Here is a 22475-nt window from a genome sequence, read left to right as displayed (position 1 = left end):
GATATCCAGAATCGAGGTTACTTGAAGTAGGTTGCACCCTTCTTGTCTACATTGGCAACCGCCTCTTCGGCAGAAATGTTACCCAGCAGTACTTCTACAATTTGCTCTCGAATGTAGGTGGTAACCTTGCTCAAGTTGGTGTTCTTCCATTCGTTTGCAGTAAAGGCCGGGGTGACCTTCAGCTCTTCAAGGAAGACCTCGAAGTCATCACTGTTCGAAGGATAGGTAACCTGTGCATCAACACGTGAAGGAATGTTGAAGGTATCACGGCTGTACATCTCATTGTGAGCCTTGTCAGCAAATGCCTCCATCAGCTTGAATGCTTCTTCCTGGTTCTTGCTTCCCTTGAAGGAAGCGATGAACTTACCACCAGGGACAGAAGAGTTGATTTCTGCCTTGGGCATTCTAACAGCCTTCCACTCGAAGTCTGTTACATTCTTGTTATAGGTGTTGATGTTCCAGCTCCCTCCGATGTGTCCAGCGACCAGCCCAGCTTGGAAGAGTTCAGCTGGGTTCTCTGAACCGAGCCATACACTCTTGGGGACCAATCCTGCATCATGCACGTGCTTGAACCATTTGATGGCTGCAATGGTTCCAGGATTGTTGAATTCCATATTTGACTGATCTTTGTTCAGGAAGTGTCCGCCGAACTGATACATGAGGGTCGAGAAGCGGTGAGGGGTGAAGTCAACGGTCAATCCATACTTCATCTCAGGGTTGGCTGCCACTACCTGCTTTACAATCGATTCCCATTCGCTCCAAGTCCAATCCTTGCTGACCTCATCAACGTTGATACCAGCCTTGTCAAAGGCAGACTTGTTGATCAGCATTCCGTTTGCGGTAGCCTCGGTCGGGTAGGCAACAAATTCACCCTTCGTGTTTGAAGCAAAAGCGACCATAGAGGGAAGGAACTGTGCCTTCACTGCTTCGATGTCTGCTACATGGTTGTCGATTGGCTCCAGGCTATCTACAACTACGCTCAGGGTGTTGGTGGTGATACGGGCGACATCAGGGGGATTCCCTCCGCTGATCATCAACTTCAGTTTCTGGTCATACTCGCTGTATGCAACAATCTGCATGTCAAGTTTTACATGCGGATTTGCCTGCAAGTAGTCATCGATGGTGTTAAGGAAGATCTCATCCTCATTGGCATCGTTGAACCAGAGTACAGAGAGTGTAACATCCTTTCCAGTTTCTTCTTTGGTTCCTGCGGCAAACACGGTTGTGCTGACCAGAACCAAGATTAAGAGAATTCCCAAAATCTTTTTCATTCTTTCCTCCTAGTAAGGCTTAAAATAAGCGTATGCAAATTTACGCAAAACGTTTTTACTCCTTTACTATAAACCCCATAGTTTTTACCTGTCAAGGAAAAATTTCTGCGTTGGAAGGAAATGGCGGAATCAAAAATTGCCTTGGCAATGAGTGTTTTCTCGTTCTAGGCCTTGATAGTGGCTGCAGACTTCGCAAAGCGAATGTACAAGATCGTATTAATTTCAACTTACCCGCACGTATTGTCTTCATTCCCCAACGGAGCGAGAGGAAAGGAATCAGCATGATGGTTTCTCTCCCGAGCGAGTGCCGGGAAAGCAAGGTGTGATACCCCGTCCCTTGGGGCGGAAAAGGAGGCAACGCCTCCTGAGTCCAGGGCTTGCCCTGGGGTATTGATACCTTTCATTTGTCTTGAGCTTCTGAATTTCCTCCATGATGAGATAGACATGAGTGCCTGGATTTGTTGGTACACCCTCTTTGTCTACTTTAGTTTTTCCTGCCTCTTTCATGGCATGAGGAAACCCGGATTCATACTCTTCTGGTTTCAATGAGTTCTTTCTATAGGTTCTCTTAACTTTTCTCAATTCTTTTCCCATAGCCTTGGAACAATTAATTGGAGAAGATGGTAAAGGTGCAAAATGTAGGAACAGCCAGAGCTCAAAGCATGGGTTACTTACAGCAACTTGAATAGGCATTTTTCTTATTTTTTGTCCCATTACCTCTCTTATTTGCTGATCTTTCCATCTATCCTTATCGATTGCCAGCCAAAGCTTATCGTGTTTTCCAAGGTCAAGTTTTTTTGCTGTAGCTTTAAGGTTTTCTAGTACATAGGCAGGAGCAGAACATCCATCCTTAGAGGGAATAGGGAGAACTTTAACTCTTCTATGTGAAACAAAGGGGAACGAGAAATAAAGCTCCTCCGTCTTTTCACCTTCAGTAGCAACCAGAACCAAAAAAGCATCCCGATAGGGCTTAATATCTCTCTGAAATTGTGGTTTTATTCTTTTTACATGGCTTGTCATATCAATGAATCCTCAATTGGTTTCCATGAAAAACAGGGATTGCTCCAAATCGGCCGCTCAAGTATCCCTTTTCATAGTTCAAACCGGTGGTAAGTTTGAATTCTACAAGGTTGCAGAGATGGCTTCCGTGACCAGGATCTTTCTCAATCAACCATATTTCATCACTACGGAATATATCTGCATCCAGCAGATTGGTGTCATGGGTGCTGAAAATCAGTTGGTTGCCCATTTGGGTGTTGGTCGTTTCTGTTATGAAATTCTTGATAAAGTATTGAGCGAGTAACGTATGTAGACTTCGCTCCAATTCATCAATTACAAAGACAGTGTCTTCCCCATGGATGAGATCCAATGCAGGAAGCAAATGAAGCATTCTGTTCATACCACTGGAAGCCAATGACATATCAAATTGAATATGCTTCCCGTCCTGCCTTGTGTATCCTGCTTCCAGCTTGACCATTTCAAAGCCCTCTGCGGTTTTCAGTACCACTCCATGCGGGTTCGCATATTCATCATTCAGAGGAACAGCTTCGTTTTCTTGCATCTCCTCAAACATTGAATGATATTGTGCTGCTTCAGCATCTTCAAAACGGGAACAAAACTTTTCAATATCAAAAGGTTTGCGTACTGAGTCCAGTTCATCAATATCGAGGTCCATCTCCTTGATCCGCTCATTTATCTTCTGTAGGGTTTCAGACTGATCATGCAACAGTAACTCAAGTGCTTGTACTTTGCTTTCAGGCATGATGATGAAACAATGGTCTGAAAACCATTCAATAATTGGAGAAAGGAGTTTAATATTTCTTTTGACTGCTTCACGAAGAAATAGCTCTTCTTGATTTATTCCTTCCATTATAAAGCTAAGGTAATTTTTACCTTTGGGGGTTGCAGAGATAAGTGCTTGTCCAAATGTAGCCACAGGCTTTCCGTTTTCATTATATCGTTCAAATAAGAGGCTAGGTTTTGATGAGAAATATGCTGAAAGCCATTCTTCCTGTACAACTTTCTTGTGAAGCGAAAAACCATAGTCATACACAATATCGTGATACTTGAATAGAATTGAAAACCTCGTGGGTTTGTTTTCCTGCATTGTGTCAGCTAACCTGAATGGAGCAACAGAAGGATATATGTCTTGTGTTACACGCAATTTCATGAAGAAAAGTGCATCAATGAAGGTAGTTTTACCACTACCATTTTTTCCATAGATAACCGATACAGGAAGTACATCTACTTTCTTATTCTTGGGGGAGTGCAACACATGCTCGCTCTTTTCCTTGATTCGTTTTGCAGGAGCAAGATTAAGCAATGCTTCCTCTTTGAAACTCCTGAAATTGGAAACGGTAAAATTGATTAACATGGGTATTTCCTCCTTATTCAGTATGTCTAGAATAAGATGATTAATCCCTATAGTCAACAATAAAAAGCTGTATAATGAGCAAAATACTTTTTAAATAGAATAATAATTGTAATTAGCATTAAATTCTTATATGAATGTGAGCAGATGGTTCTTTCAACAAGAAGAGACCTTCATATAAAGGGTGCTCTTCAGTGAGAAGCAGATGACCATCGGGGAGATTACCACCCTCTGCGGCTATTCCAATCCCCAGACTTTCCGAAGAGCCTTCAAAAAGCGCTATGGTATGCTCCCCTCTGACTACCAGAAAACTGTGTTGTATCAGAAGAAGTAAAAGGTTGTATGCCTATCCTAGAGCTGGTAGAGTTTTCTTGGAGGCATATAATGTTGGTACGCTTTACGGTAGGGAATTTCCTTTCCTTTGACACAAATCAAAGCCTCTCCCTGATTGCCGATGCTCATCTGGGGTTTGGAGAGCGGGTATTTACGGTAGACTCAGTGCAACTCTTGAAATTTGGAGCCATTTTTGGTGCCAATGCAGCTGGGAAAAGCAATGTGATCAAGGCAATGGCCTTTGCCCACTCCATGATCAAGCAAGGAACAGCCGCGATCAAGAATCCAGAGGTCTATTGCAGGCTGAAATCTGAAAATAGAAGCAAGCCCTCCTATTTTGAGTTTGAGATTGCCTTGGATGATTCCCTGTACGCCTATGGGTTTGAAGTGATCATTGCAGAAAGTGTAATCACTGAAGAGTGGTTGGTGAAACTTACTAAGGAGAAAGAGCAAACACTCTTTGCCCGAAATACACAGAAGCAAACATTCGTCTATGATACATTGCTGTTTGCTGTACCTGTTGGCCCCCATTTGGAAGCACTCAAGGGGGCGGAAAATACGCTCCTGATACAAAGCAATGCTTTGCCTGCCATCTTGGGAGAAGTGCAAAGTTGGTTTAACCATCTCACGTTGGCTAATCCCTCCAGTGCTCTCACTGGATATGGTGCCTTTCCCATTGAGGATTGGGGTAGGCTGAGCAAAGCCATAACTCACTTCTCCACCGGCATATCACAGATTGCGTTTAGGGGGGTAGATGAAAAGGAAGTCTCAAGTCATGTGCCTCCAGCTTATCGCGGGCAGTATGAAGCTGACAAAGAGAGAGCCCTCAAGAGGCAAGTTCCCTACCGACTGCAAATAGGGTCCCGCCTATTTCTCATGCAACAGAAGAGTGGTGCGCTACAATTCTCTGAAGTAGGATTTGCCCACAAGGAAGCATACTTTGGCTATGATGAAGAGTCTGACGGAACACGAAGGCTGCTCGATTTACTTTCCGTATTGGTTACCTCAGAACCTGGCAGTGTGGTCTTCATTGATGAGATTGACCGCTCTTTGCATCCTAAGCTAACGCTGCAATTTGTGAAAAACTACCTGGAGTTGGCCAAGACGCAGAACGTACAGTTGGTTGTCACCACCCACGAGAGTCTGCTTCTCAATTTGCAACTCCTGCGGCGTGATGAGATTTTCTTTGTCGAAAAGAACCAAGAAGGAGCAAGTGTCATCTACCCCTTTGACCAGTTCCAAGAACAGTTTGACGCTCACCTTGAACAAGCCTACCTGAATGGCCGCTATGGAGGGGTGCCGTTTTTTGGAGGCTTCTATCTTCCCGAGGAGGATGAGGAATGAGGATCGGGCAGCCATTTGGACAGCGTTCCATTCAAGGAGAGAGGCAATTGGCACCCAGAAGCAGGTTCTTCATTCCCCAACGGAGCGAGAGGAAAGGAATCAGCATGATGGTTCCTCTCCCGAGCGAGTGCCGGGAAAGCAAGGTGAGATACCCCGTCCCTTGGGGCGGAAAAGGAGGCAACGCCTCCTGAGTCCAGGGCTTGCCCTGGGGTATTGATACCTTTCATTGCGTGTGAGGGGAGGCGTACTGAATACCAGTATTTCAAGGGCCTGATGCAATACTCATCTGAGTTGGGTATCTCTCCCATGGTTGAGATGATTCCCCTCCGTCATGGTCCCAATACCGGCAGCAATCCCCTGAACATCTTTGAGGAGACTGTTGGGCTACTCAGTCAGAGTAATCATTACCATCCAGAGATTGACCATGTCTCTATTATTGTTGACCGTGATAGACACAGTTTCAAGGAATTCCAATATGAAACGATGCTTGCACTTTGCAACGAGGCAGGATTTCATCTCTGTATCACCAATCCTTGCTTTGAGCTGTGGTTGTTGCTGCATTACAGCGACCTCTCGGAGTATGACCATGGACTGCTATTGGAAAACCAGAAGATTGGGAGCCGAACCCAGACAGAGCGGTACCTGATGGAAAAGCTCGGAGGACGATACAATGAATTTCCTCGGGGCAGAGCCCCGAGGTATCTCTACCGAGGGGCTCGTCATTCTCGCGTGGACAAGTTCAAGACCAGTTGCCTGTATTCTGCAGGATTCCCCTGTCTCTTTACATACTCGGCTATCACTTCCTCACTCGTAAACTTGCCCACACTCGATACGAAATACCCGTCGCCCCAAAACTCCCCTCCCCACAGCATCCTCTTCACCTCAGGATGCTCGGCAAATATGCGCTTCGCTGTCACGCTCTTGATCGTCCTCACTATCTCGGTGGGACTGTGCTCCGGTGTACTTTGCACAAGAAAGTGCACATGGTCACCATCGGCACCGACCTCCAAAAACCTTATCCAGTCCCACCTCAGTTCAATCCCCTCGCATATTTGCCTCAGACTCTCCTCCACAAGGTCAGTTATCGCCAGACGACGGTATTTCGTGGGTGTCACAATGTGGTACACCAGATTCGACACATTGTGTGAAAGATGAATATAGGTACTGTCACCCATTTCCGAGCCCCCCTCGAATTATTCTAATCCTCGGGCCCTCCCGCGGCAAGCCGCGGGGTATTTGAATCCCTTAACTCCAGACCCCTCATCTATTCGGCGTCTTCCGTTAATAAAAGCAGGATTCAATTCAGCAGGTTCTTCCGTGGGAGGGTCCTTCTCGCCATCACGCATGCCCAAGCTTTCCCTCATGAGGCTGAACAGTTGAAAAACCAATTGGGAACCGGAGTAGGGGCCTTGATAGAATTTCTCAGGAGTGAAACCATACAAGCACCGTATTACTATGCATGAGGAAAGAATAAAAATGACGAACTTGAACCTAAACACCTACAAAGGACTGGAAGATAGCGTAGAAGTCCCTGTCTATGATCCAACCGCTTTGGTTCCCTCCATCGTTCATCTTGGACTGGGACATTTTCACCGTTCCCACTTCTGTTATTTCCTGCATCGACTCCTGCAGCAGGGACGTACCAACTGGGGTATTGAGGAAGTGGATTTGCTTGCATCCGCTACCAAAGAAAGAGCAGAAAAGCAGGACTATCTTTATACCTTGTGCAGCAAAGATCCGCAAGGAGGAGAAAAAGCGTGCATTATCGGTTGTATCCGTGGCTACACTGAAGGGTGGAAGTATCCCGAGCGGGTAACTGAGCTCATAGCACGAAACCAAACCAAGCTCATTACCCTGACAATCACAGAGAAAGGGTATTGTTATGATGCTGAGAACCAATCTCTGGATTGGATGCATCCCTCCATTGTCCATGATCTTGCTCATCCGGCCACACCACAAAGCGCTATAGGGCACATTGCCCTTGCATTGTGTACTCGTAAAGATCCCCTCACCATTGCCTCCTGCGACAATATGCCATCCAATGGAAAGGTGCTGTACCGTTGCATCAAACAGTACTGCGAGCAGGTATTCCCCGAGGTCCTCCCATTCTTGGAGCAATCAGTCTCGTTCCCCCTTTCCATGGTTGATAGGATTACTCCCAATACCACTGAAGCAGACACTGCCCATATTGCTGAAACCTATGGGTACCAGGATGCGTGGAGTGTGGTCAGTGAAGACTTTCTGCAGTGGGTGATTGAGCCTGAAGGATTGGAAGGACTGCCCGACTTCAGCAAGGCAGGGGCAATCGTCACAGGTGAGGTGGAATCGTATGAGATGATGAAAATCCGTTTGCTCAATGGCAGTCACTCTGCCTTGGCATATCCAGCGTACCTGTTGGGTTATCGTCAGGTTGATGAAGCTATGAGAGATGAATATCTCAGGAAGTTCATCCGTGAGTGCTATATGCAGGAAGTGGGAAAGAGCATTCCCTCCATCGACGGGTTCGATCAAGAAGCGTACAAGGATCAGTTGATCGCACGCTTCCAGAACCGCTCAATCAAGGATACCATCCTGCGTCTTGCACAGGATGGGTCTAAGAAGTTCACCAATGCCTTGATCCCGGCTCTGCAATATGCCTTGAGGAACCATCTCCCGCTAGGATCAATGGTCCTGGCATTGGTATTCTGGATTCACTTTCTTGAAACTGCTGACCCCTCAGTGATTGATGACGGACAGAAACAGGAGCTGCTTTCCGCAGCCAGCGTAATTGAATCAGAACCACAACAGTTCTTCTCTCTGATTGGAATCTCTGTTGAGCAAGGGTCTGCACTCAAACAACCATTACTCACCAGTCTGGAGCATGTGAACCATAATGGAGTAGCCGCAGTGCTTTCTACTCGTACGTGAAGCGCACCTTCCGGGTCTCTTCTTCCTCTCCTGTTCTTTGGACAATGAGGGAATAGAGTTCAGGTCTTCTTGCTTTCATCCACCTTCTGCCGTTGCTGGTAGGTATGAGGGAAAGGTCGAGCTCAGCGGAGACCATGTCATTCCCCAGTGCTTTCGATTCAGCAAGGATTTCTCCATAGGGGTCCAGGATCATGGCATTCCCAGTTCTCACTTCATCATCGTCCCTTCCCACCCCGTTACTGAAGAGCAGGAACATGCCGTTGTCATGAGCGCGTGAGGGGAGCCAGCGCATCAGCCAACCCCGTCCCTTGGGGCCTTGGAACTCCTTCAACAGTTCGTCGCTTCTTTTCTCTCTTTCTTCCCAGAGCAGTGGGTCGATTCTCTTCATTCCCTTCGGACTTGCAGAATTACAGCCTCCAGTCTGGTGTGGTGCAAGCAAGATTTCTGCCCCCAGGAGGGCAGTCATACGTGCATTTTCTATGATGTTGTTATCGTAACAGATGAGCACCCCAATCCTTACTCCCTCCGGGGTGTCGAATACCGTGTAGGCATCCCCACTTTCCATATGGGCGCTGATGAATGTATGGAGTTTCCTATGTCTCTGGACTGTGCCATCACTGAGCGCTACTACATAGGTATTGTACAGTGATCCATTTTCAGCCAATTCAATGAGCCCTGCTCCAATAGTCATTTTGTGTTTTGTTGCAAGGCTCACAAGCTTCTGGGTGGAAGGGCCATCCGGCACTGGCTCTGCAAGTACCTTGATTTCTTCTCGGCTGAGGTTCCTCACATGCCAGTATCCGGTGATGCACATCTCTGGAAATACGATGAGTTTCACATCCTCTTCCTTTGCTTTTTCGATATAGGCAGTAATAATTTCCAGATTATCCTCCTTATTCCCAGGTGCATGTTGGAACTGAACTGTTGCTGTTTTGTACGTTTCCATGTCTTTTCCCTCCAGATTCTGTTACTATACTATACCGAGATGCGTAATGCAGCTCTTACCATTACAAGGAAGTTTGGAGGAAGAACCTATGCGTCTGACGATTGCGGGGACTGGATATGTAGGGTTGGTCGCAGGAGTCTGTTTTGCCCATGTAGGGCATCAGGTAACCTGTGTTGATATCGACGAGAAGAAAGTTGCGATGCTGAACAAGGGTATCAGCCCGATCTATGAGACCGATTTGGAGGAGTTCCTCCAAGAAGGACTCCAAAAGGGCCTTCTCTCTTTTACCACTGACTACCAGAGTGCCTACCGCGATCCTGATGTCATTTTCATCGGGGTAGGGACCCCTGAGCTTCCTGATGGATCGGCAAACCTCAGTTATGTGGCCTCAGTTGCCCGGCAGATTGCCGAGAGTGTAGAGCGCGACTGCTTGGTTGTGGTGAAGTCGACCGTTCCTGTTGGAACCAACGATAAGGTTGAGCAGTTCATCAAGGACTCCTTGGTGCATCCAGTTCGCATTGAGGTTGCTTCCAATCCAGAGTTCCTTGCACAGGGAACGGCAGTGCATGACATGATGCATGCCCAGCGTATTGTAATCGGGATCGAGGACAAGCACTCTGAAACCGTCTTGCGGGAGTTGTATGCACCTTTCAATCTTCCTATCGTGGCTGTGAGCCGAAGAAGCGCAGAGATGACCAAGTATGCCTCCAATGACTTTCTGGCGCTCAAGATTTCCTACATGAATGACCTGGCAAATCTCTGTGAGCTTGTTGGTGCGAATATTGAGGATGTTGCCCTCGGCATGAGTTATGATGGGCGTATTGGCTCCCGTTTTCTCAAGGCTGGCATTGGATACGGAGGAAGCTGCTTCCCCAAGGACACCAAGGCACTACAATACCTTGCAGCCCAATACGGCTACAATCTCCGCACCGTTACCGCTGCCGTGGATGTCAACAATGAACAGCGGTATAAACTGTATCGAAAGGCTGCCAATCGCATGATCACCTTCAACGGTATCAAGGTTGCAGTATTGGGTTTGGCCTTCAAGGCAGGCACTGATGACCTGCGTGAGTCCCCAGCAATCTACAATATACCGCTCCTACTGGAGCAAGGTGCAGAGATTACTGCCTTCGACCCAGTGGCAGAGGAAAACTGCAAGCGCCAGTATCAATTCTCAATGCAGTATGTCCAGACTGTTGAGGATGCTTTGAGGGGAGCACAAGTTTGTTTCATCTTCACCGATTGGCAGGAGATCAGGGATGTGGAGCCATCTGCTTTCAAGTCCTTGATGAGGACTGCCCTTGTGTATGACGGACGAAACCTTTTTGACAGCAGGGCGATGCTGGAAGCCGGGGTGGAGTACTACAGCATCGGAAGATAGGAGAACAAAGAAGGGGTCTCTCGCTTTGGCGAAAGGCCCCTGTTTCAGCTCACTCTGATTCTGCTCTAACGTAAAGCAAATTCCACCATGTGTTGTTTTGCCTGGGCAATGTTGCCCCTGGTTATTTCCCGTTTTACCTTTTGAAGCAGGTCCTTTCCCTCAGCTTCGCTCAAGGTATTGTCCTCCAAGGTCTGGGTTAAGTTGATACTCATCTCCAGTACCCCGTAGGCTGTTTCAACATTCCCCATCTGGATATGCTCTATCAATGCTGAGTCGAGCATTTCTATCAGGAAAGGAGTGGTCATTACCGACTGGTCCGTTGAGTAGAACAGCAGGTCCTGTGGTATATATTGTGTCATATGCATCTATCCTTATGGAACGAACACGTATTGACCGAGTGTCAATGAGTATTTGTTCTTCTTCTAATATCTGCATAAATGATTATTTTTTCAAGTAGTAACAGTGAATATTGCTTTCTTGCCCTTTGAGTGTCAGGGTTTCGGTTTTGCCATCCTTGCTTTGTGAGTACACAACAATTACTGGGTAAGGGGTGTCCTCGATGGAAAGTGAGAACCCCTCCTCCTCTTGATAGATAAGGGAGCCAGAGAGAGGGGGAACATCGGCAAATTGCAGTGAGAGAGAGAGTTCTTGGTCCGGGGTTGTCTGGCGTTCACTGAATTCGATGGAACTCAAGACCATGTTGTGCAGTTCTTCCAAACCCTCCTGTGGACCCTGTGCATCATCAAGAGTCCAACTGGATCCTACCAGCCGGGAAGTAACATCAATTGCTTCTTCCGGGTCCGGTGGGGTGATTGGTTGATAACTGCATCCATAACAGCCAAAGGCGAAGATGAACAGTACCACCAGGGCAAATCCACTGAGGACTATGGTCCTGGTTCGGTCTGCCTTTGTCTCTTCTTGTTTCTCTTTCATGTGCTGCTCCTTATCCTGTTTTTACCCAGTATGGAGCAGGGAGGGAGAGGGCAAAAGTTGTAAAAAGAATCGATTTTCTTGTATTGCTGAGAGTTAGAAGCACAAAAGTGCCCTACCTTACAGGTCGGTAATTCAACCGAATTAATTTGGTGGTTATGATCATGCAAGTTTCACAGGCTGAATATTCTATTTCCAGGAGATGTTTCCTACCGATTTGTACTGTTTGCTGGAGAGTATAGTAACAGCCACTTATAAGCAGGAACTATGTGGATGATAGTTCCCGTTTCTGAATCATGGAATTCTTCTTCCTCATATGCGGTGATAAGCCAGGATTCTTTTTGCTGCAATTCGACCATACCATCTTGGAGCGCTTCGATTTCCCGCTGTCTTGTCTTTCCTTGTTTTCCAAGTTGCCAACACACTTGAATCAACTGGATATCAGAATCTGAGCCAACTGCGAAGTCGATTTCATCACCCTTTTTTGTCTTGTAGTAGTAGATGTACTCCATGCTTCGCCGTAGCTCCAAGAACACCATGTTCTCTAGAGCAAGGCCGTTGTTCTCAGAGGTGCTATGACTGAATGCTTGGGCAATCGCGTGATCTACGCAGTAGACTTTCTTTGGATTTACGGCTTGGACTGCAGTATTATAAGAACGGATGGGAACAGTGAACAAAAGATAGCAATCATTCAGCTTGTCTATATAGTCCCTGATAAGCTCAGGAGAAAGCCTGTTTCTTTCTCCTGCAAGTCGTTGCTTCAGTTTGTTTACTGAAATGAGCCGCGACATATCGTTCATCAAGATCTGTACGAGCCGTTTTAGTTGGAGCGGATGTGAAATATTATATCTGAGGATGATGTCACGGGTAATTACATCGTTAACCAAATCCTGAAAATAACGTATTGCCATGGACTCTCGTGGAAGAACAAGCCTCTCAGGCATACCTCCCTTAACCATGTACTCATCGAAAGCCGCCACGATTTCATCCCTGCTCACGATATCCTTAATAGTTTGGCTTTTCCCACTAGCTCTCAGGAATTCTCTCATCGAGAAAGGAAATAGCTCCCAGGGAAAGGTTCTTCCTCCAAGTTCACTTGCTAACTCTTTTGAAAGAAGTTTTGCTGAAGAACCTGTAATATATACCTCACAGTTTTCTGTTGTCTGAAGTCTGTTCACGAACTGTCCCCATTTGTTTACATATTGGAGCTCATCAAAAAAAAAGAACACTTTTTGTACATGCTTATCTGGATACATCCCGAAATATGTGTCAGTAATCACAGTTGGTTGGGATTCCTCAAGTCTAAGAAAATCCAAACGGTCATCAGAGAAATCGATGTAACAGATGTTCTCGCTTGATATCCCATCTTCTAATAAAGATTCGATTTTCTCGAGTTGCCACGTGGATTTTCCGCATCTTCGTATACCCATAATTACGGTAGCTTTTCTCGGTACAGGTAGGATTTGTGTATCCCTGTCCACGATTGTGAATGGACTTCTCAACTCGTTTTGCTTTTGAGCGATGATAAGGCGCAATATTTCGTTCATAAGTATATACTACACCCAATAGTGAATAAGGTCAAAACCTTTCAAAAAAATGTAAACTATTAGTTAAATGATTATAAATTTATGAAAGGAAATATAATTAAGTTTACAAAATCTTGTAAACTATAATGTAAGACTGTGCGCATGCTGTGGGTGTGCACGTACTATCAGTTAAGGGGTACAGATATACCAATTGGCACGCTCAGCAATCTGGTAAACCTCCACTTGCTTGAAGCATCGCTTCATCTCGGTAAGACATTCACGCATCTCTGTCTCGGCATGCTTGATGAAGTAGAAGTAGTCCCCTCCTTCCAGCCATTCGACCAAGCTGGTAAGTATTGAACGATTCTCGTTGTAGTCGTGGAAGATCACCAGGTGCTTGGCGATACGGCTCATCTCAGCATAGAGTGTCTTTCTCTGTTCCCTTCCCATCCCATGGGCAACATAGCTTGCAATTGCGATATCGAACTGGTTGTCCGGGAAGGGGAGCCCTTGCAATACATTTGCTTCCTGAAATGTGATGTTGTTTCTGGTGGCTTTCTTTCTTGCAACAGCAAGCATCTTTTCTGCTTGGTCTATACCGGTTACTTCCAGATTGAGGTCTGCAAGTACGCCACACAACGCTCCAGTGCCACAACCAACATCGATTATGCTGTGGAAGGTGGAGAGGTCAATGGTGTCTCTCATAGCTTCAATATCCTTTGCGTACCGTTTCGTTTGGTATCGAAAGAACAGACCATAGGTGGAAGATATGGAATTGAAGAGATGAGTGCTGCTTTCTTTTTTCAACGGTGTTTACTCCTTCTGTTCTATGGTTACGCTACCGGGAATCTTTCCTGCAGTCAATCAGTTGCTGTTGCTCTGAATTCCCGCTCGTGATAGGGTTAGGCATTGCACACAATGCCGGGAGATTCTCACTATGTATGATGTTTCTACTGCAACACTTCTGGTCGCCTTTGGGTTGACCATTTTCGCAGGGTTGGGTACAGGGGTCGGCTCTCTAATGAGCTTTTTTTCCAAGAAATTCAACCCACGGTTCCTTGCCGCTGCGCTTGGTTTCTCCGCAGGAGTCATGATTTATGTGGCTATGATTGAGATCTTCGCCAAGGCTCGTGATGCACTTGAGTCAGTGATGGGGCCGAAGCAAGGGTACTGGATGACCAGTATTGCGTTTTTTGCGGGTATTGCTCTCATTGCCATCATCGACAGACTCATTCCTGAGTATGAGAACCCGCATGAGATGAAAGGGGTCCCCGGAGATTTAAAACCAGTGAAGGCAGGGGATGATGCCCGCTTGATGCGTATGGGATTCTTCAGTGCGCTTGCCATTGCAATCCACAACTTTCCTGAAGGCCTTGCTACCTTCATGGCAGGGCTCTCCGACCCAAGTCTGGGTATCAGCATTGCTGTTGCCATCGCAATCCATAATATTCCTGAAGGGGTGGCAGTAGCTGCTCCCATCTACTATGCAACCAAGAGCCGGAAGAAAGCCTTCTGGTTGAGCTTGCTCAGTGGGCTTGCTGAACCGGTCGGGGCCGTCATTGGGTATTTCCTCCTACGTGCTTGGTTCAATGACATCACCTTCGGGTTTGTCTTTGCAGCAGTAGCTGGAATCATGGTCTACATCAGCTTGGATGAACTGCTTCCAACCGCCGAGGAATACGGAGAGCACCACATTGCTATCGCCGGTGTTATTGCCGGAATGGTCGTCATGGCACTGAGCCTGGTTCTGCTGGCCTAACACGCAGTAATACCTCTTGCATGCAACTTTCTTCGGAGCGTTGCATTTTTTTATTGACGGATGCCCAAACTGAGGGTACCATACAGTGACTGATTAAATGATTAATCAAACACATTAGGAGGATTGTATGAAAACAAACCAAACGAAGGGAGTAGTGCGCCTACTAACCTTACTGCTCGTTCTCTTACTTACCACCAGTATGGCATTTGCTACTGGAGCAAAAGAAGAAGCGGCACCGAGCGGCTCAGTATCAATGACTATTGCCACATGGACCAGCAACCCCGATCAGATTGCGTTGCTCGACTCCTTTGTACAGGGATTTGCTGCACAGAAGGGCATTGAAATTGATGTAACTTTTGAATCTATTCCCTTCGCAGAGTACAACACCAAGCTCTCCTTGGAATTGCAAGGTCAGAATGGTCCGGACCTGTTCTGGGTTCTTGAGACAGCAGCTCCTGCATTCATAGAAAGTGGGCTGCTCGCCAATCTTAATGATGCCATGCAGGCATATGACCCTGAGGACATCTCCAGTGATGCCCTTGAGCTGTGGAGCAAAGATGGGAATGTCTATGCGATACCTTTCTCAACCTCTCCTTTCTTCATCCTGTACAACAAGGACCTGTTCACAAAGGCCGGGTTGAAGACACCTGAACAGTATGCATCAGAGGGTGCTTGGAATTGGGATACGTTCAAGATGGCAAGCAAGACGATCAAGGAGAAGACCGGTGTTTGGGGTTTCCAGACTGTTGATGGACAAGGCTATGACGCGCGTATTCTCCATAACCTTGCACCAATCGTCCGTTCCTACGGTGGTGATTTCTGGACTAATGATGGACAGGTCTTGATCAATAGTGATGCATCTGTAGCTGCTGTACAGCTTTTCCACGACATGGTCTACCAGGACGTTTCAGTGGTACCTCCAGGGAACCAGAGTGATTTCTTTGCAGGCAATGCTGCCATGACCGTTGGTCAGATCAGCCGTGTTTCCAAGCTCAATGAGGCCTCCTTCGCTTGGGGAATCGCTCCGATGCCTTCCGGTCCTGAAGGGAAGTCCCCGGTTATCGGCCAGGCTGCCATCGGTGCTCACTCCAAGGGAAAACAGGCTGCACTTGCCAGTGAATTGGTTGCGTATATGACCAACAAGGACTCAGTTGCCGCCATGAGTGGTATTTGGCCACCAGCAAGAAAGTCTGTTCTTGAATCAGAGGCATTCCTGACCAGTAACAAGAGCGTAAGCAAGGAGCAGATGCAGAACGCAGTTGCTGCATCCATCAAGACCGGTCGTGTACTTCCCAGTCATGTGAAGTATCCTCAGATTGAGGTGGAATCGAAGATGGTGTTTGACAAGCTCTGGCAGAAAAATGCAGATGTAGGTGCTATCCTCGATGAAGTAGCTACGGTTTACGCGAAATACATTAAATAGCAAGTAAGGTGGGTAGGAGTATGGACGAATGAAACAACATTCCTTGAAAGCAAATCATCGGCGGGATGCCATTATTGGATGGGCATTCATAACCCCACAGATGGCAGGATTCGTATTCTTCGTCCTGCTCCCTCTGATTTCGGTGTTCCTGTACAGTGTACAGGAGAAAAATCTGCTCTTTGGAACAAGTGTGTTTAACGGACTGGAGAATTTTCGTCTGCTGTTTGCTGACCCGCTGTTCTCCAAGTCACTGGTAAATACCTTGATCTTCAGCGCAGGTGTGGTACCGCTCAACCTGATTTTCAGTCTCTTGCTCGCGCTCTATCTTGGGGGTGGGAAGATGGGAACCAGGTTTGTGAGGGGAATCATCTTTTTGCCTGTGGTCACCAGTGGGGTGGCCTGGGCAATCGTCTGGAAGTATCTCTTGCAAGGAGGGGATGCAGGACCGATCAACTGGTTCCTCTCTCTTGTAGGCATAGAAGGGCCGAACTGGCTCTTTGAGAAAGGGTGGGCGATGGCCAGTGTCATCATCAACAGAGTCATGAAGAACCTGGGAATGAATGTACTCATTTTCATGGGGGCTGTACTCAATATGCCCGGCGATGTCATTGAGGCAGCTCATATTGACGGAGCAAAACGCTTTACGCTTTTTTTCAAGATTAAGCTTCCTCTGTTGATGCCTACTGTTATGATGGTTGCAATCGTCACCATCATTGGATCGATGCGTGTCTTTGATACCATCAAGTTGATGACCGATGGAGGGCCGGAAGGGTCTACCATGGTTATGGTTTACTATATCTACCATCAGGCGTTCCGTATGTTCGATACCGGCTTTGCATCAGCCTTGGCTGTAGTGCTGTTTCTTATTGTACTCGTCTTGACCGCCCTGCAGTGGTTCTCCAGAAAAAGGATTTCCTTCTATGAATCGTAAGTATTTGAAACAGGCTCCCTATGCCTTGCTTGTTGTATTGTTGACCATCTTGTTTGTCTACCCCTTCTGGTGGATGGTTGTGAACTCGCTCAACAGCAGTGCTGAGATATTTGGAGTGCCAAAGTTGCTTCCCACTTCATGGGCATTCTCAAATTATCATGATATTTTTACCGTCCAGCCGTTTGCACGGCACTATCTGAATACGTTGGCTGTTGCCTTTGTAGGTACTGCAGGCAATGTATTGCTTGCAGCCTTGGCTGGATATGCGTTTGCCCGAATGCGATTTCCCTTACGCAATGCTGCATTCCTGCTTCTACTGACGGCCTTGATGATGCCCATCGAGGTAACCATCATCCCCCTTTTCTTCCAGATGCAAAGGTGGGGTGCCTTGGATACCTTGGTTCCCCTGATGTTGTTGCCGATCTTTGGCAGTCAAGGTGCCTTCTCAACATTCATGCTCAGGCAGTTCTATGTGACGGTGCCCAATGAGTTAGAAGAAGCTGCTAGAATCGATGGGTTGAATCCTCTGGGCATCTTCTTGAAGATTATGCTCCCTATCGCCGTTCCTGTGCTTAGTTCTGTTGCTATTTTGGCTTTTATTGCTGTTTGGAATACCTATTTGGAGCCACTGGTATTCATCAGTTCGCTGGAGAATTTTACACTCCCACTCTCATTGACCAACTTCAATGATACCTATGGTCTTCCCCAATGGCATCTGCAGTTGGCTGCAACAACCCTGTCAATTCTACCAATCATGGTGGTCTATCTGCTGTTCCAGCAGAAAGTCTCCGATGCCATGGTGAACACAGGCTTGAAATAAATAAGGATGATTACATGAATACACTCTATGATACACACTTTGATTTAATTGTGGTCGGCGGAGGAATCGCTGGTAGCATGGCGGCAACAGCGGCCGGCAGGGAAGGATTGAACGTGCTGCTCATCGAGGAAGAAGGATTCCTTGGGGGAAGTCTCACTGCCGGAGGGACCGGACCCATGATGACATTCCATGCAGGGGAAACCCAGGTGGTTCGTGGTTTGCCCGATGAAATGATACAGCGATTGATGGTCAAAGGCCTCTCTGTGGGCCATATTCCCGATTCTACAGGCTACACCTACACGGTAACCCCGTTCGATGCTGAGGGCATGAAACGGGAGTTGGAGTTGATGGTCCGGGAAGCAGGGGTGCAGTTGCTCTACCACACTACCGTGGTAGAGGCAGTATCCGATCAGGGAACGCTGAAAAGCATTACATGTCTCTGTGCCGGAAACCTTTTTTCCCTTGAGTCTTCCTATTTCATTGACGCTTCAGGGGACGCGGACTTGATCGCCATGGCTGGCATCCCCTTTGAACAGGGAAGAGAAGAGGATGGCAAGGACCAACCGATGACGATGAACTTCAAGCTTGTTGATGTCGACATCCAGACGATCAGGAACCTGATGGACACAAATGTTGAGCTGTTTCCTTTCCTGGCACCAAAACCTGGAATTCAGCATAGGGCAAGTAGACTTTCTTTTTCTGGGTTCCAAGATAGTATGCGTCAAGGGATGGAAACAGGCGAGATTACCTTTGACCGTGATATTGTGCTCTGTTTTGAGACCAATGCCAAGAATGAGGTCATTGTGAATATGACCCGTGTCTTGGGAAAGAATCCTGTTGATCCCATCCAGCTCAGTGAAGCAGAGATGGAGGGGCGGCGTCAGGTTTGGGAGCTGTACGGATTCCTCAAAAAACATATTCCGGGATTTGAACAAGCAAGACTGACCTACAGTGGCCCACGCATCGGTATACGAAGTTCTCGCCGATTGAAAGGATTCTATAGGATTTCTGTAGAGGACCTTTTTTCTGAGAGAATCTTTGAGGATGCTATTTCAGCGTGTGGGTATCCCATCGATATCCATTCCCCTGATGGTGCAACCACTGACTCCCATTTTCTTAGGGATGGTGGGTACTACACCATTCCTCTTGGAAGCATGCTCAATGAACAAGTCACCAATGTATTGGCTGCAGGAAGGAACATTAGCTGCGAGTTTGCAGCACATGCAAGCTTGCGTGTTAGTCCTTCCAGTGGAGCAATCGGGCAGGGAGCCGGTACTGCGGTTGCAGTAGCTATTGAGACAGGAAAGGACCTTTTTCATATACCCATGGGCGTTTTACATGCTAAACTACGTACTGCAGGAGTATTTTTAGGATGAAGACGTTCAAACGGGTTACGCTACAGGATGTTGCCAAGGAGGCCCACGTATCATATGCATCGGTCTCTGCTGTCCTCAATGGCAAGGACGGTAAGAGTATCCGGGTGGGAACGCAAACCAAGGAGAAAATTCTTGAATGTGCTGAACGGTTGGGCTATGTGCCCAATATGGCAGCACGTAAGCTCAAGAGCGGATCTACCTCCTTGATTGCCGTCTTCACCTATGAGCCAATGTTTCCTGTTGAGTCTGAGAATGAGTATTATCGGTTCTTCGTCGGGATTCAGGAGACTGCCGAAAAATATGGGTATGACATCCTGATTCTGAACAACCGTCCCACTGAAGAGAATTCGAGTAGGATTGCACTTGCTGATGGTGCTGTCATGATGGGTGTCAACCGAGATGACAAGGGCATCGAACGATTGGTGAAAGCACACTTTCCCTTGGTGTTTGTCGGACGAAGAGAGGTTGCCGGCGCACATACCCATTGGGTGACCTTTGCTTATCAAGAGGTTATCGAGGAAATGGTTGACCATCTTGCTCGAATCTGTCGAAAACAGAGCTTAGTGTATGTTGAGACAAAGGAGCAAGAGTGGGAACCCAGAAAGGACAAACGGTCCTTTTTGCTTGCTGCTGCCCAAAAGCAGGGAATTACTGTACATGTGGTTGAAGCTGATGAGCACTACCGTCTGAGTCAAAATGATTTCAACCTGATCAAGGAGTGCCAGGTGGCAGTGTTTGATCGTATCTTTTTGCTCGATCCCTTTGAGCGAGATTTGGAGCGAATGCAAATGAAGCTCGGACGTGATGTTTGGGGTGCTGTACTGGAAGATGACTGGTTGGGTGGGCATGGACATTGGACGCGGTGGTCGAATCAGCGTCTTGAACTTGGGTCTCTTGCTGTTGAGTATCTTTCACAGTTATTGGGAAAGTGCTTGCTTGAGGGTGCAAGAAAGTTTACTCCCTTGCATTTGGTACTCAGTGAGAGCTCATCGTTTCCTGAGTAATATGAAATAGCTAGTGTTATTGTACTCCAAACAGATTCGGATCCTTCAGTAATAGCTCCCTCACCGCCTCATAGGCCGGTTGACTTTGGTGGTAGCGTACGGTTGCATCCCCAAGTGTTCCTTCCTTGAGGATTCCTTTTTCTCGTAGATAGGGTTCAACTCGGGGAAAGTTCTCTCCTACCTGCGCTATATGGTTCTTGACCGGAGTAGGAATGAGATTGCCATCGGCAAGTCTGGTGAAGAGCATGTTCATCGTATCGCTCAGCCTGTGGGGGATATCCATCCACTCTTCCACACCGTGGAAGAAGGTGTCCCTATTGAGTCCTACACCTACCAGAAGGATGGTTGCATTACGGTCAAGCAGTTTCCCCCAAGATCCTGTGCGTCCACACGGAGTGGTCTGTATATGATCGTCGGCAATGAAAGCCTCTGCTTCTGCCCCGAACGCTACTACCGAATGGGTCGGGTGAGCACTTCGGTGGCCTCGTCCATCCTTTCGTGCCAGCTCTGGAATGATGCCAATGCAACTTTCTGTGTCATTGACACTATAATAGGGTTGATCCTGGTTTACATTGTTCCACGTATGGGTGGGGAATACCATCAATCCATCTTTCATATAGGTGACCATGGCATCGATTACCGTCTGAGGGCCACCCTCAACCTCGCCCAAACTCTTGTATGAGAAGTGGGCAAGTACAGTTCCTCTTGGGTCAAGTTTCATGTGTTCTAGGTCCCTGATTAAACTCTTTTTTGTATGCATGGTAGTATCATGGCATAGAGAGGATGGGCAAATCAAGAAGCAGTTTTTTCAAAGAATCATGATGACAGTGTACCCTCCAAGGCGTAGAATGCAAGAAATGAGGATGCATCAATGAATCAGAAATTCGACCAACTCTATCATGACTATAAAAATATGCTTCTAGAGAACGTATTACCCTTTTGGCTCCAATATGGTTTTGACAGAACGCATGGAGGCGTGTATACAGGTTTGGACCGTAATGGTGCGTTGCTTGAGACTGATAAGTCTGTTTGGTTTCAAGGTCGTGCCTTGTGGGTGTATGCAACTGCATACCGTCAGATGGAGAGGCGACCTGAATACCAAGAATTGTGTGATTCCTTGGTTTCTTTTATCGAGAACCACTGTTTTGATCCCTCTGATGGACGGATGTACTTTCGCTTAAGCCAAGAGGGAAAGCCGGTAGTAAAGCGTATCCGCTACGTATTCAGTGAGATGTTTGCCATCCTTGGCTTCGCTGCATACAGCCGGGCCTTTGATCGCCCTGAATATGCAAAAAAGGCGTATGCGCTGTTCAAGAAGGTGGAAGGGTATCTCAATGAACCTGGGATACTGATACCCAAGTTTGAACGAGAGAGCAAGGGATTTGGTCTTCCTATGATTCTCCTCAACACAGTCAGTGAACTGCGGGAAGCGCTTCCTGAGAAGAGCGAGGAGCTTACTCGTGCCATCGATGGGTACATCAAGGAGATTGAGATATTCTTTGTACGCCCAGAACTCAAGGTGGTAGTGGAGCAGTGTAATCCTGATGGAACATTGCAATTGGACCATTTTGAAGGTCGGCTCCTGAACCCGGGACATGCGATTGAAGGTGCATGGTTCGTCCTTACAGAGGCACAGAAGCGCGGTGGTGATGCCGAGCTGATGCATCTTGGTACTACAATGCTTGACTGGATGTTCGCCCGCGGATGGGATGAAGACTACGGCGGAATCATCTACTACCGTGATGCCCTGGGAAAGAGTGCAACTGAATACTGGCATGACATGAAGTTTTGGTGGCCTCAGTGTGAGGCAGCAATTGCAAACCTGCTTGCTTACAGTATGAGTGGAAAGCAGGAGTATCTGCATCAATTTGAGCAAGTCGACAAATACATCAAGACTCATTTCCTCGACGAAGAGCACGGCGAGTGGTTTGGGTATCTGCATCGGGACAACTCGCTCTCCACCCCCTTGAAGGGAACTATGTACAAGGGTCCATTCCACATTCCCCGTATGTATCTGGTAGCCTGTGAGATACTAGATGGGTTGAGGCAGTAGAGGATACACCACCTATGTGTTGAAAGGATATTTTCATCAAACCTTTCATTGTATTGTATGTATGAACTTTCTGTATGGTGTGAACATTTTCCCATATATT

22 protein-coding genes and 1 pseudogene are annotated in these 22475 nt (G+C 47.1%); 12 read left to right on the top strand and 11 right to left on the bottom strand.

Going from position 1 to position 22475, the window contains the following annotated elements; translation table 11 throughout:
- Positions 1 to 17 precede the first annotated feature (17 nt).
- From DYP60_RS11740 to DYP60_RS11730, 3 genes are all read right to left on the bottom strand, one after another.
- Complete coding sequence (locus DYP60_RS11740) at positions 18 to 1271, bottom strand: ABC transporter substrate-binding protein (protein ID WP_117331203.1); 1254 nt, start codon at positions 1269 to 1271, stop codon at positions 18 to 20.
- 276 nt (positions 1272 to 1547) lie between these two features.
- Positions 1548 to 2291 (bottom strand): RloB family protein, encoded by a 744-nt coding sequence (locus DYP60_RS11735; protein WP_117331202.1) that lies wholly within the window; start codon positions 2289 to 2291, stop codon positions 1548 to 1550.
- 1 nt (position 2292) lies between these two features.
- Positions 2293 to 3645, bottom strand: a complete 1353-nt coding sequence (locus DYP60_RS11730; RefSeq protein WP_117331201.1) for an AAA family ATPase — start codon at positions 3643 to 3645, stop codon at positions 2293 to 2295.
- A gap of 181 nt (positions 3646 to 3826) precedes the next feature.
- On the opposite strand from DYP60_RS11730, the gene DYP60_RS11725 reads away from it, so the two are divergent.
- Both DYP60_RS11725 and DYP60_RS11720 read left to right on the top strand, forming a co-directional pair.
- The gene (locus tag DYP60_RS11725; RefSeq protein WP_117331200.1) at positions 3827 to 3976 is read left to right on the top strand and encodes a helix-turn-helix domain-containing protein; all 150 of its coding nucleotides are present in this window, start codon (positions 3827 to 3829) and stop codon (positions 3974 to 3976) included.
- A 50-nt stretch (positions 3977 to 4026) separates the two neighbouring features.
- A complete protein-coding gene (locus DYP60_RS11720) occupies positions 4027 to 5319 on the top strand; it encodes an AAA family ATPase (RefSeq protein ID WP_165849566.1) in 1293 nt (430 codons plus the stop codon).
- Here the strand turns inward: DYP60_RS11720 and DYP60_RS14050 are convergent.
- Positions 5292 to 5546, bottom strand: a complete 255-nt coding sequence (locus DYP60_RS14050; RefSeq protein ID WP_133299341.1) for a hypothetical protein — start codon at positions 5544 to 5546, stop codon at positions 5292 to 5294. The genes DYP60_RS11720 and DYP60_RS14050 overlap by 28 nt on opposite strands.
- 46 nt (positions 5547 to 5592) lie before the next feature.
- On the opposite strand from DYP60_RS14050, the pseudogene DYP60_RS14570 reads away from it, so the two are divergent.
- Positions 5593 to 5916, top strand: a pseudogene (locus tag DYP60_RS14570) (RloB family protein); the annotation flags it as partial.
- 122 nt (positions 5917 to 6038) lie between these two features.
- On the opposite strand, the gene tnpA reads toward DYP60_RS14570, so the two are convergent.
- Entirely contained in the window at positions 6039 to 6494 is a 456-nt protein-coding gene (gene tnpA, locus DYP60_RS14320) for an IS200/IS605 family transposase (protein WP_117331197.1), read from the bottom strand.
- Between the two features lie 301 nt (positions 6495 to 6795).
- On the opposite strand from tnpA, the gene DYP60_RS11700 reads away from it, so the two are divergent.
- On the top strand, positions 6796 to 8226 hold the full coding sequence (locus DYP60_RS11700; RefSeq protein WP_165849565.1) for a mannitol dehydrogenase family protein: 1431 nt from the start codon (positions 6796 to 6798) through the stop codon (positions 8224 to 8226).
- On the opposite strand, the gene DYP60_RS11695 is transcribed toward DYP60_RS11700, so the two are convergent.
- Positions 8213 to 9172 carry a nitrilase family protein gene (locus tag DYP60_RS11695; protein WP_117331195.1) on the bottom strand — a complete coding sequence of 320 codons (960 nt, stop codon included), beginning with the start codon at positions 9170 to 9172 and terminating at the stop codon, positions 8213 to 8215. The two genes, DYP60_RS11700 and DYP60_RS11695, sit on opposite strands and share 14 nt — an antisense overlap.
- 88 nt (positions 9173 to 9260) lie before the next feature.
- On the opposite strand from DYP60_RS11695, the gene DYP60_RS11690 reads away from it, so the two are divergent.
- The gene (locus DYP60_RS11690) at positions 9261 to 10553 is read left to right on the top strand and encodes a UDP-glucose dehydrogenase family protein (protein WP_117331194.1); all 1293 of its coding nucleotides are present in this window, start codon (positions 9261 to 9263) and stop codon (positions 10551 to 10553) included.
- A 65-nt stretch (positions 10554 to 10618) separates the two neighbouring features.
- On the opposite strand, the gene DYP60_RS11685 is transcribed toward DYP60_RS11690, so the two are convergent.
- From DYP60_RS11685 to DYP60_RS11670, 4 genes are all read right to left on the bottom strand, one after another.
- Entirely contained in the window at positions 10619 to 10912 is a 294-nt protein-coding gene (locus DYP60_RS11685; RefSeq protein ID WP_117331193.1) for a hypothetical protein, read from the bottom strand.
- An 82-nt stretch (positions 10913 to 10994) separates the two neighbouring features.
- Positions 10995 to 11486: a hypothetical protein gene (locus DYP60_RS11680; RefSeq protein WP_117331192.1), complete on the bottom strand. Its 492-nt coding sequence runs from the start codon at positions 11484 to 11486 to the stop codon at positions 10995 to 10997.
- 206 nt (positions 11487 to 11692) lie between these two features.
- Positions 11693 to 13030 carry an ATP-binding protein gene (locus DYP60_RS11675; protein WP_117331191.1) on the bottom strand — a complete coding sequence of 446 codons (1338 nt, stop codon included), beginning with the start codon at positions 13028 to 13030 and terminating at the stop codon, positions 11693 to 11695.
- Between the two features lie 168 nt (positions 13031 to 13198).
- Positions 13199 to 13816, bottom strand: a complete 618-nt coding sequence (locus DYP60_RS11670; RefSeq protein ID WP_117331190.1) for a class I SAM-dependent methyltransferase — start codon at positions 13814 to 13816, stop codon at positions 13199 to 13201.
- Between the two features lie 130 nt (positions 13817 to 13946).
- Here DYP60_RS11670 and zupT point away from each other — a divergent pair, with 130 nt between their 5' ends.
- The 6 genes from zupT to DYP60_RS11640 all read left to right on the top strand — a co-directional run bounded on the left by zupT (position 13947) and on the right by DYP60_RS11640 (position 20322).
- Positions 13947 to 14768: a zinc transporter ZupT gene (zupT, locus tag DYP60_RS11665; protein WP_117331189.1), complete on the top strand. Its 822-nt coding sequence runs from the start codon at positions 13947 to 13949 to the stop codon at positions 14766 to 14768.
- A 127-nt stretch (positions 14769 to 14895) separates the two neighbouring features.
- Complete coding sequence (locus DYP60_RS11660) at positions 14896 to 16191, top strand: ABC transporter substrate-binding protein (protein ID WP_117331188.1); 1296 nt, start codon at positions 14896 to 14898, stop codon at positions 16189 to 16191.
- A 28-nt stretch (positions 16192 to 16219) separates the two neighbouring features.
- Positions 16220 to 17122, top strand: coding sequence for a carbohydrate ABC transporter permease (locus DYP60_RS11655; protein ID WP_117331187.1), 903 nt, complete (start codon positions 16220 to 16222; stop codon positions 17120 to 17122).
- Entirely contained in the window at positions 17112 to 17942 is an 831-nt protein-coding gene (locus tag DYP60_RS11650; RefSeq protein WP_117331186.1) for a carbohydrate ABC transporter permease, read from the top strand. Before DYP60_RS11655 ends, DYP60_RS11650 begins: the two co-directional genes overlap by 11 nt.
- 14 nt (positions 17943 to 17956) lie before the next feature.
- Positions 17957 to 19318: an FAD-dependent oxidoreductase gene (locus tag DYP60_RS11645; protein WP_117331185.1), complete on the top strand. Its 1362-nt coding sequence runs from the start codon at positions 17957 to 17959 to the stop codon at positions 19316 to 19318.
- On the top strand, positions 19315 to 20322 hold the full coding sequence (locus DYP60_RS11640; protein WP_117331184.1) for a LacI family DNA-binding transcriptional regulator: 1008 nt from the start codon (positions 19315 to 19317) through the stop codon (positions 20320 to 20322). Before DYP60_RS11645 ends, DYP60_RS11640 begins: the two co-directional genes overlap by 4 nt.
- Positions 20323 to 20338: 16 nt before the next feature.
- On the opposite strand, the gene DYP60_RS11635 is transcribed toward DYP60_RS11640, so the two are convergent.
- Positions 20339 to 21082 (bottom strand): AAC(3) family N-acetyltransferase, encoded by a 744-nt coding sequence (locus DYP60_RS11635; RefSeq protein ID WP_117331183.1) that lies wholly within the window; start codon positions 21080 to 21082, stop codon positions 20339 to 20341.
- A 111-nt stretch (positions 21083 to 21193) separates the two neighbouring features.
- Between DYP60_RS11635 and DYP60_RS11630 the strand changes: the two genes are divergently transcribed.
- Positions 21194 to 22375, top strand: coding sequence for an AGE family epimerase/isomerase (locus DYP60_RS11630; RefSeq protein ID WP_206363137.1), 1182 nt, complete (start codon positions 21194 to 21196; stop codon positions 22373 to 22375).
- Positions 22376 to 22475 lie beyond the last annotated feature (100 nt).

Origin of the sequence: Sphaerochaeta halotolerans (genome assembly GCF_003429665.1) — a bacterium.
GTDB classification, from domain to species: Bacteria; Spirochaetota; Spirochaetia; order Sphaerochaetales; family Sphaerochaetaceae; genus Sphaerochaeta; species Sphaerochaeta halotolerans.
Note: the sequence above shows the minus strand (reverse complement) of the source record. Positions and strands in the feature narration are given on the sequence as shown.

Bases quoted from the DNA above. Each gene is read 5' to 3' on its own strand.
- DYP60_RS11740 (WP_117331203.1), bottom strand. From the start codon at position 1,271: ATGAAAAAGATTTTGGGAATTCTCTTAATCTTGGTTCTGGTCAGCACA.
- DYP60_RS11735 (WP_117331202.1), bottom strand. From the start codon at position 2,291: ATGACAAGCCATGTAAAAAGAATAAAACCACAATTTCAGAGAGATATT.
- DYP60_RS11730 (WP_117331201.1), bottom strand. From the start codon at position 3,645: ATGTTAATCAATTTTACCGTTTCCAATTTCAGGAGTTTCAAAGAGGAA.
- DYP60_RS11720 (WP_165849566.1), top strand. From the start codon at position 4,027: ATGTTGGTACGCTTTACGGTAGGGAATTTCCTTTCCTTTGACACAAAT.
- DYP60_RS14050 (WP_133299341.1), bottom strand. From the start codon at position 5,546: ATGAAAGGTATCAATACCCCAGGGCAAGCCCTGGACTCAGGAGGCGTT.
- tnpA (WP_117331197.1), bottom strand. From the start codon at position 6,494: ATGGGTGACAGTACCTATATTCATCTTTCACACAATGTGTCGAATCTG.
- DYP60_RS11700 (WP_165849565.1), top strand. From the start codon at position 6,796: ATGACGAACTTGAACCTAAACACCTACAAAGGACTGGAAGATAGCGTA.
- DYP60_RS11695 (WP_117331195.1), bottom strand. From the start codon at position 9,172: ATGGAAACGTACAAAACAGCAACAGTTCAGTTCCAACATGCACCTGGG.
- DYP60_RS11690 (WP_117331194.1), top strand. From the start codon at position 9,261: ATGCGTCTGACGATTGCGGGGACTGGATATGTAGGGTTGGTCGCAGGA.
- DYP60_RS11685 (WP_117331193.1), bottom strand. From the start codon at position 10,912: ATGACACAATATATACCACAGGACCTGCTGTTCTACTCAACGGACCAG.
- DYP60_RS11680 (WP_117331192.1), bottom strand. From the start codon at position 11,486: ATGAAAGAGAAACAAGAAGAGACAAAGGCAGACCGAACCAGGACCATA.
- DYP60_RS11675 (WP_117331191.1), bottom strand. From the start codon at position 13,030: ATGAACGAAATATTGCGCCTTATCATCGCTCAAAAGCAAAACGAGTTG.
- zupT (WP_117331189.1), top strand. From the start codon at position 13,947: ATGTATGATGTTTCTACTGCAACACTTCTGGTCGCCTTTGGGTTGACC.
- DYP60_RS11660 (WP_117331188.1), top strand. From the start codon at position 14,896: ATGAAAACAAACCAAACGAAGGGAGTAGTGCGCCTACTAACCTTACTG.
- DYP60_RS11655 (WP_117331187.1), top strand. From the start codon at position 16,220: ATGAAACAACATTCCTTGAAAGCAAATCATCGGCGGGATGCCATTATT.
- DYP60_RS11650 (WP_117331186.1), top strand. From the start codon at position 17,112: ATGAATCGTAAGTATTTGAAACAGGCTCCCTATGCCTTGCTTGTTGTA.
- DYP60_RS11645 (WP_117331185.1), top strand. From the start codon at position 17,957: ATGAATACACTCTATGATACACACTTTGATTTAATTGTGGTCGGCGGA.
- DYP60_RS11640 (WP_117331184.1), top strand. From the start codon at position 19,315: ATGAAGACGTTCAAACGGGTTACGCTACAGGATGTTGCCAAGGAGGCC.
- DYP60_RS11635 (WP_117331183.1), bottom strand. From the start codon at position 21,082: ATGCATACAAAAAAGAGTTTAATCAGGGACCTAGAACACATGAAACTT.
- DYP60_RS11630 (WP_206363137.1), top strand. From the start codon at position 21,194: ATGAATCAGAAATTCGACCAACTCTATCATGACTATAAAAATATGCTT.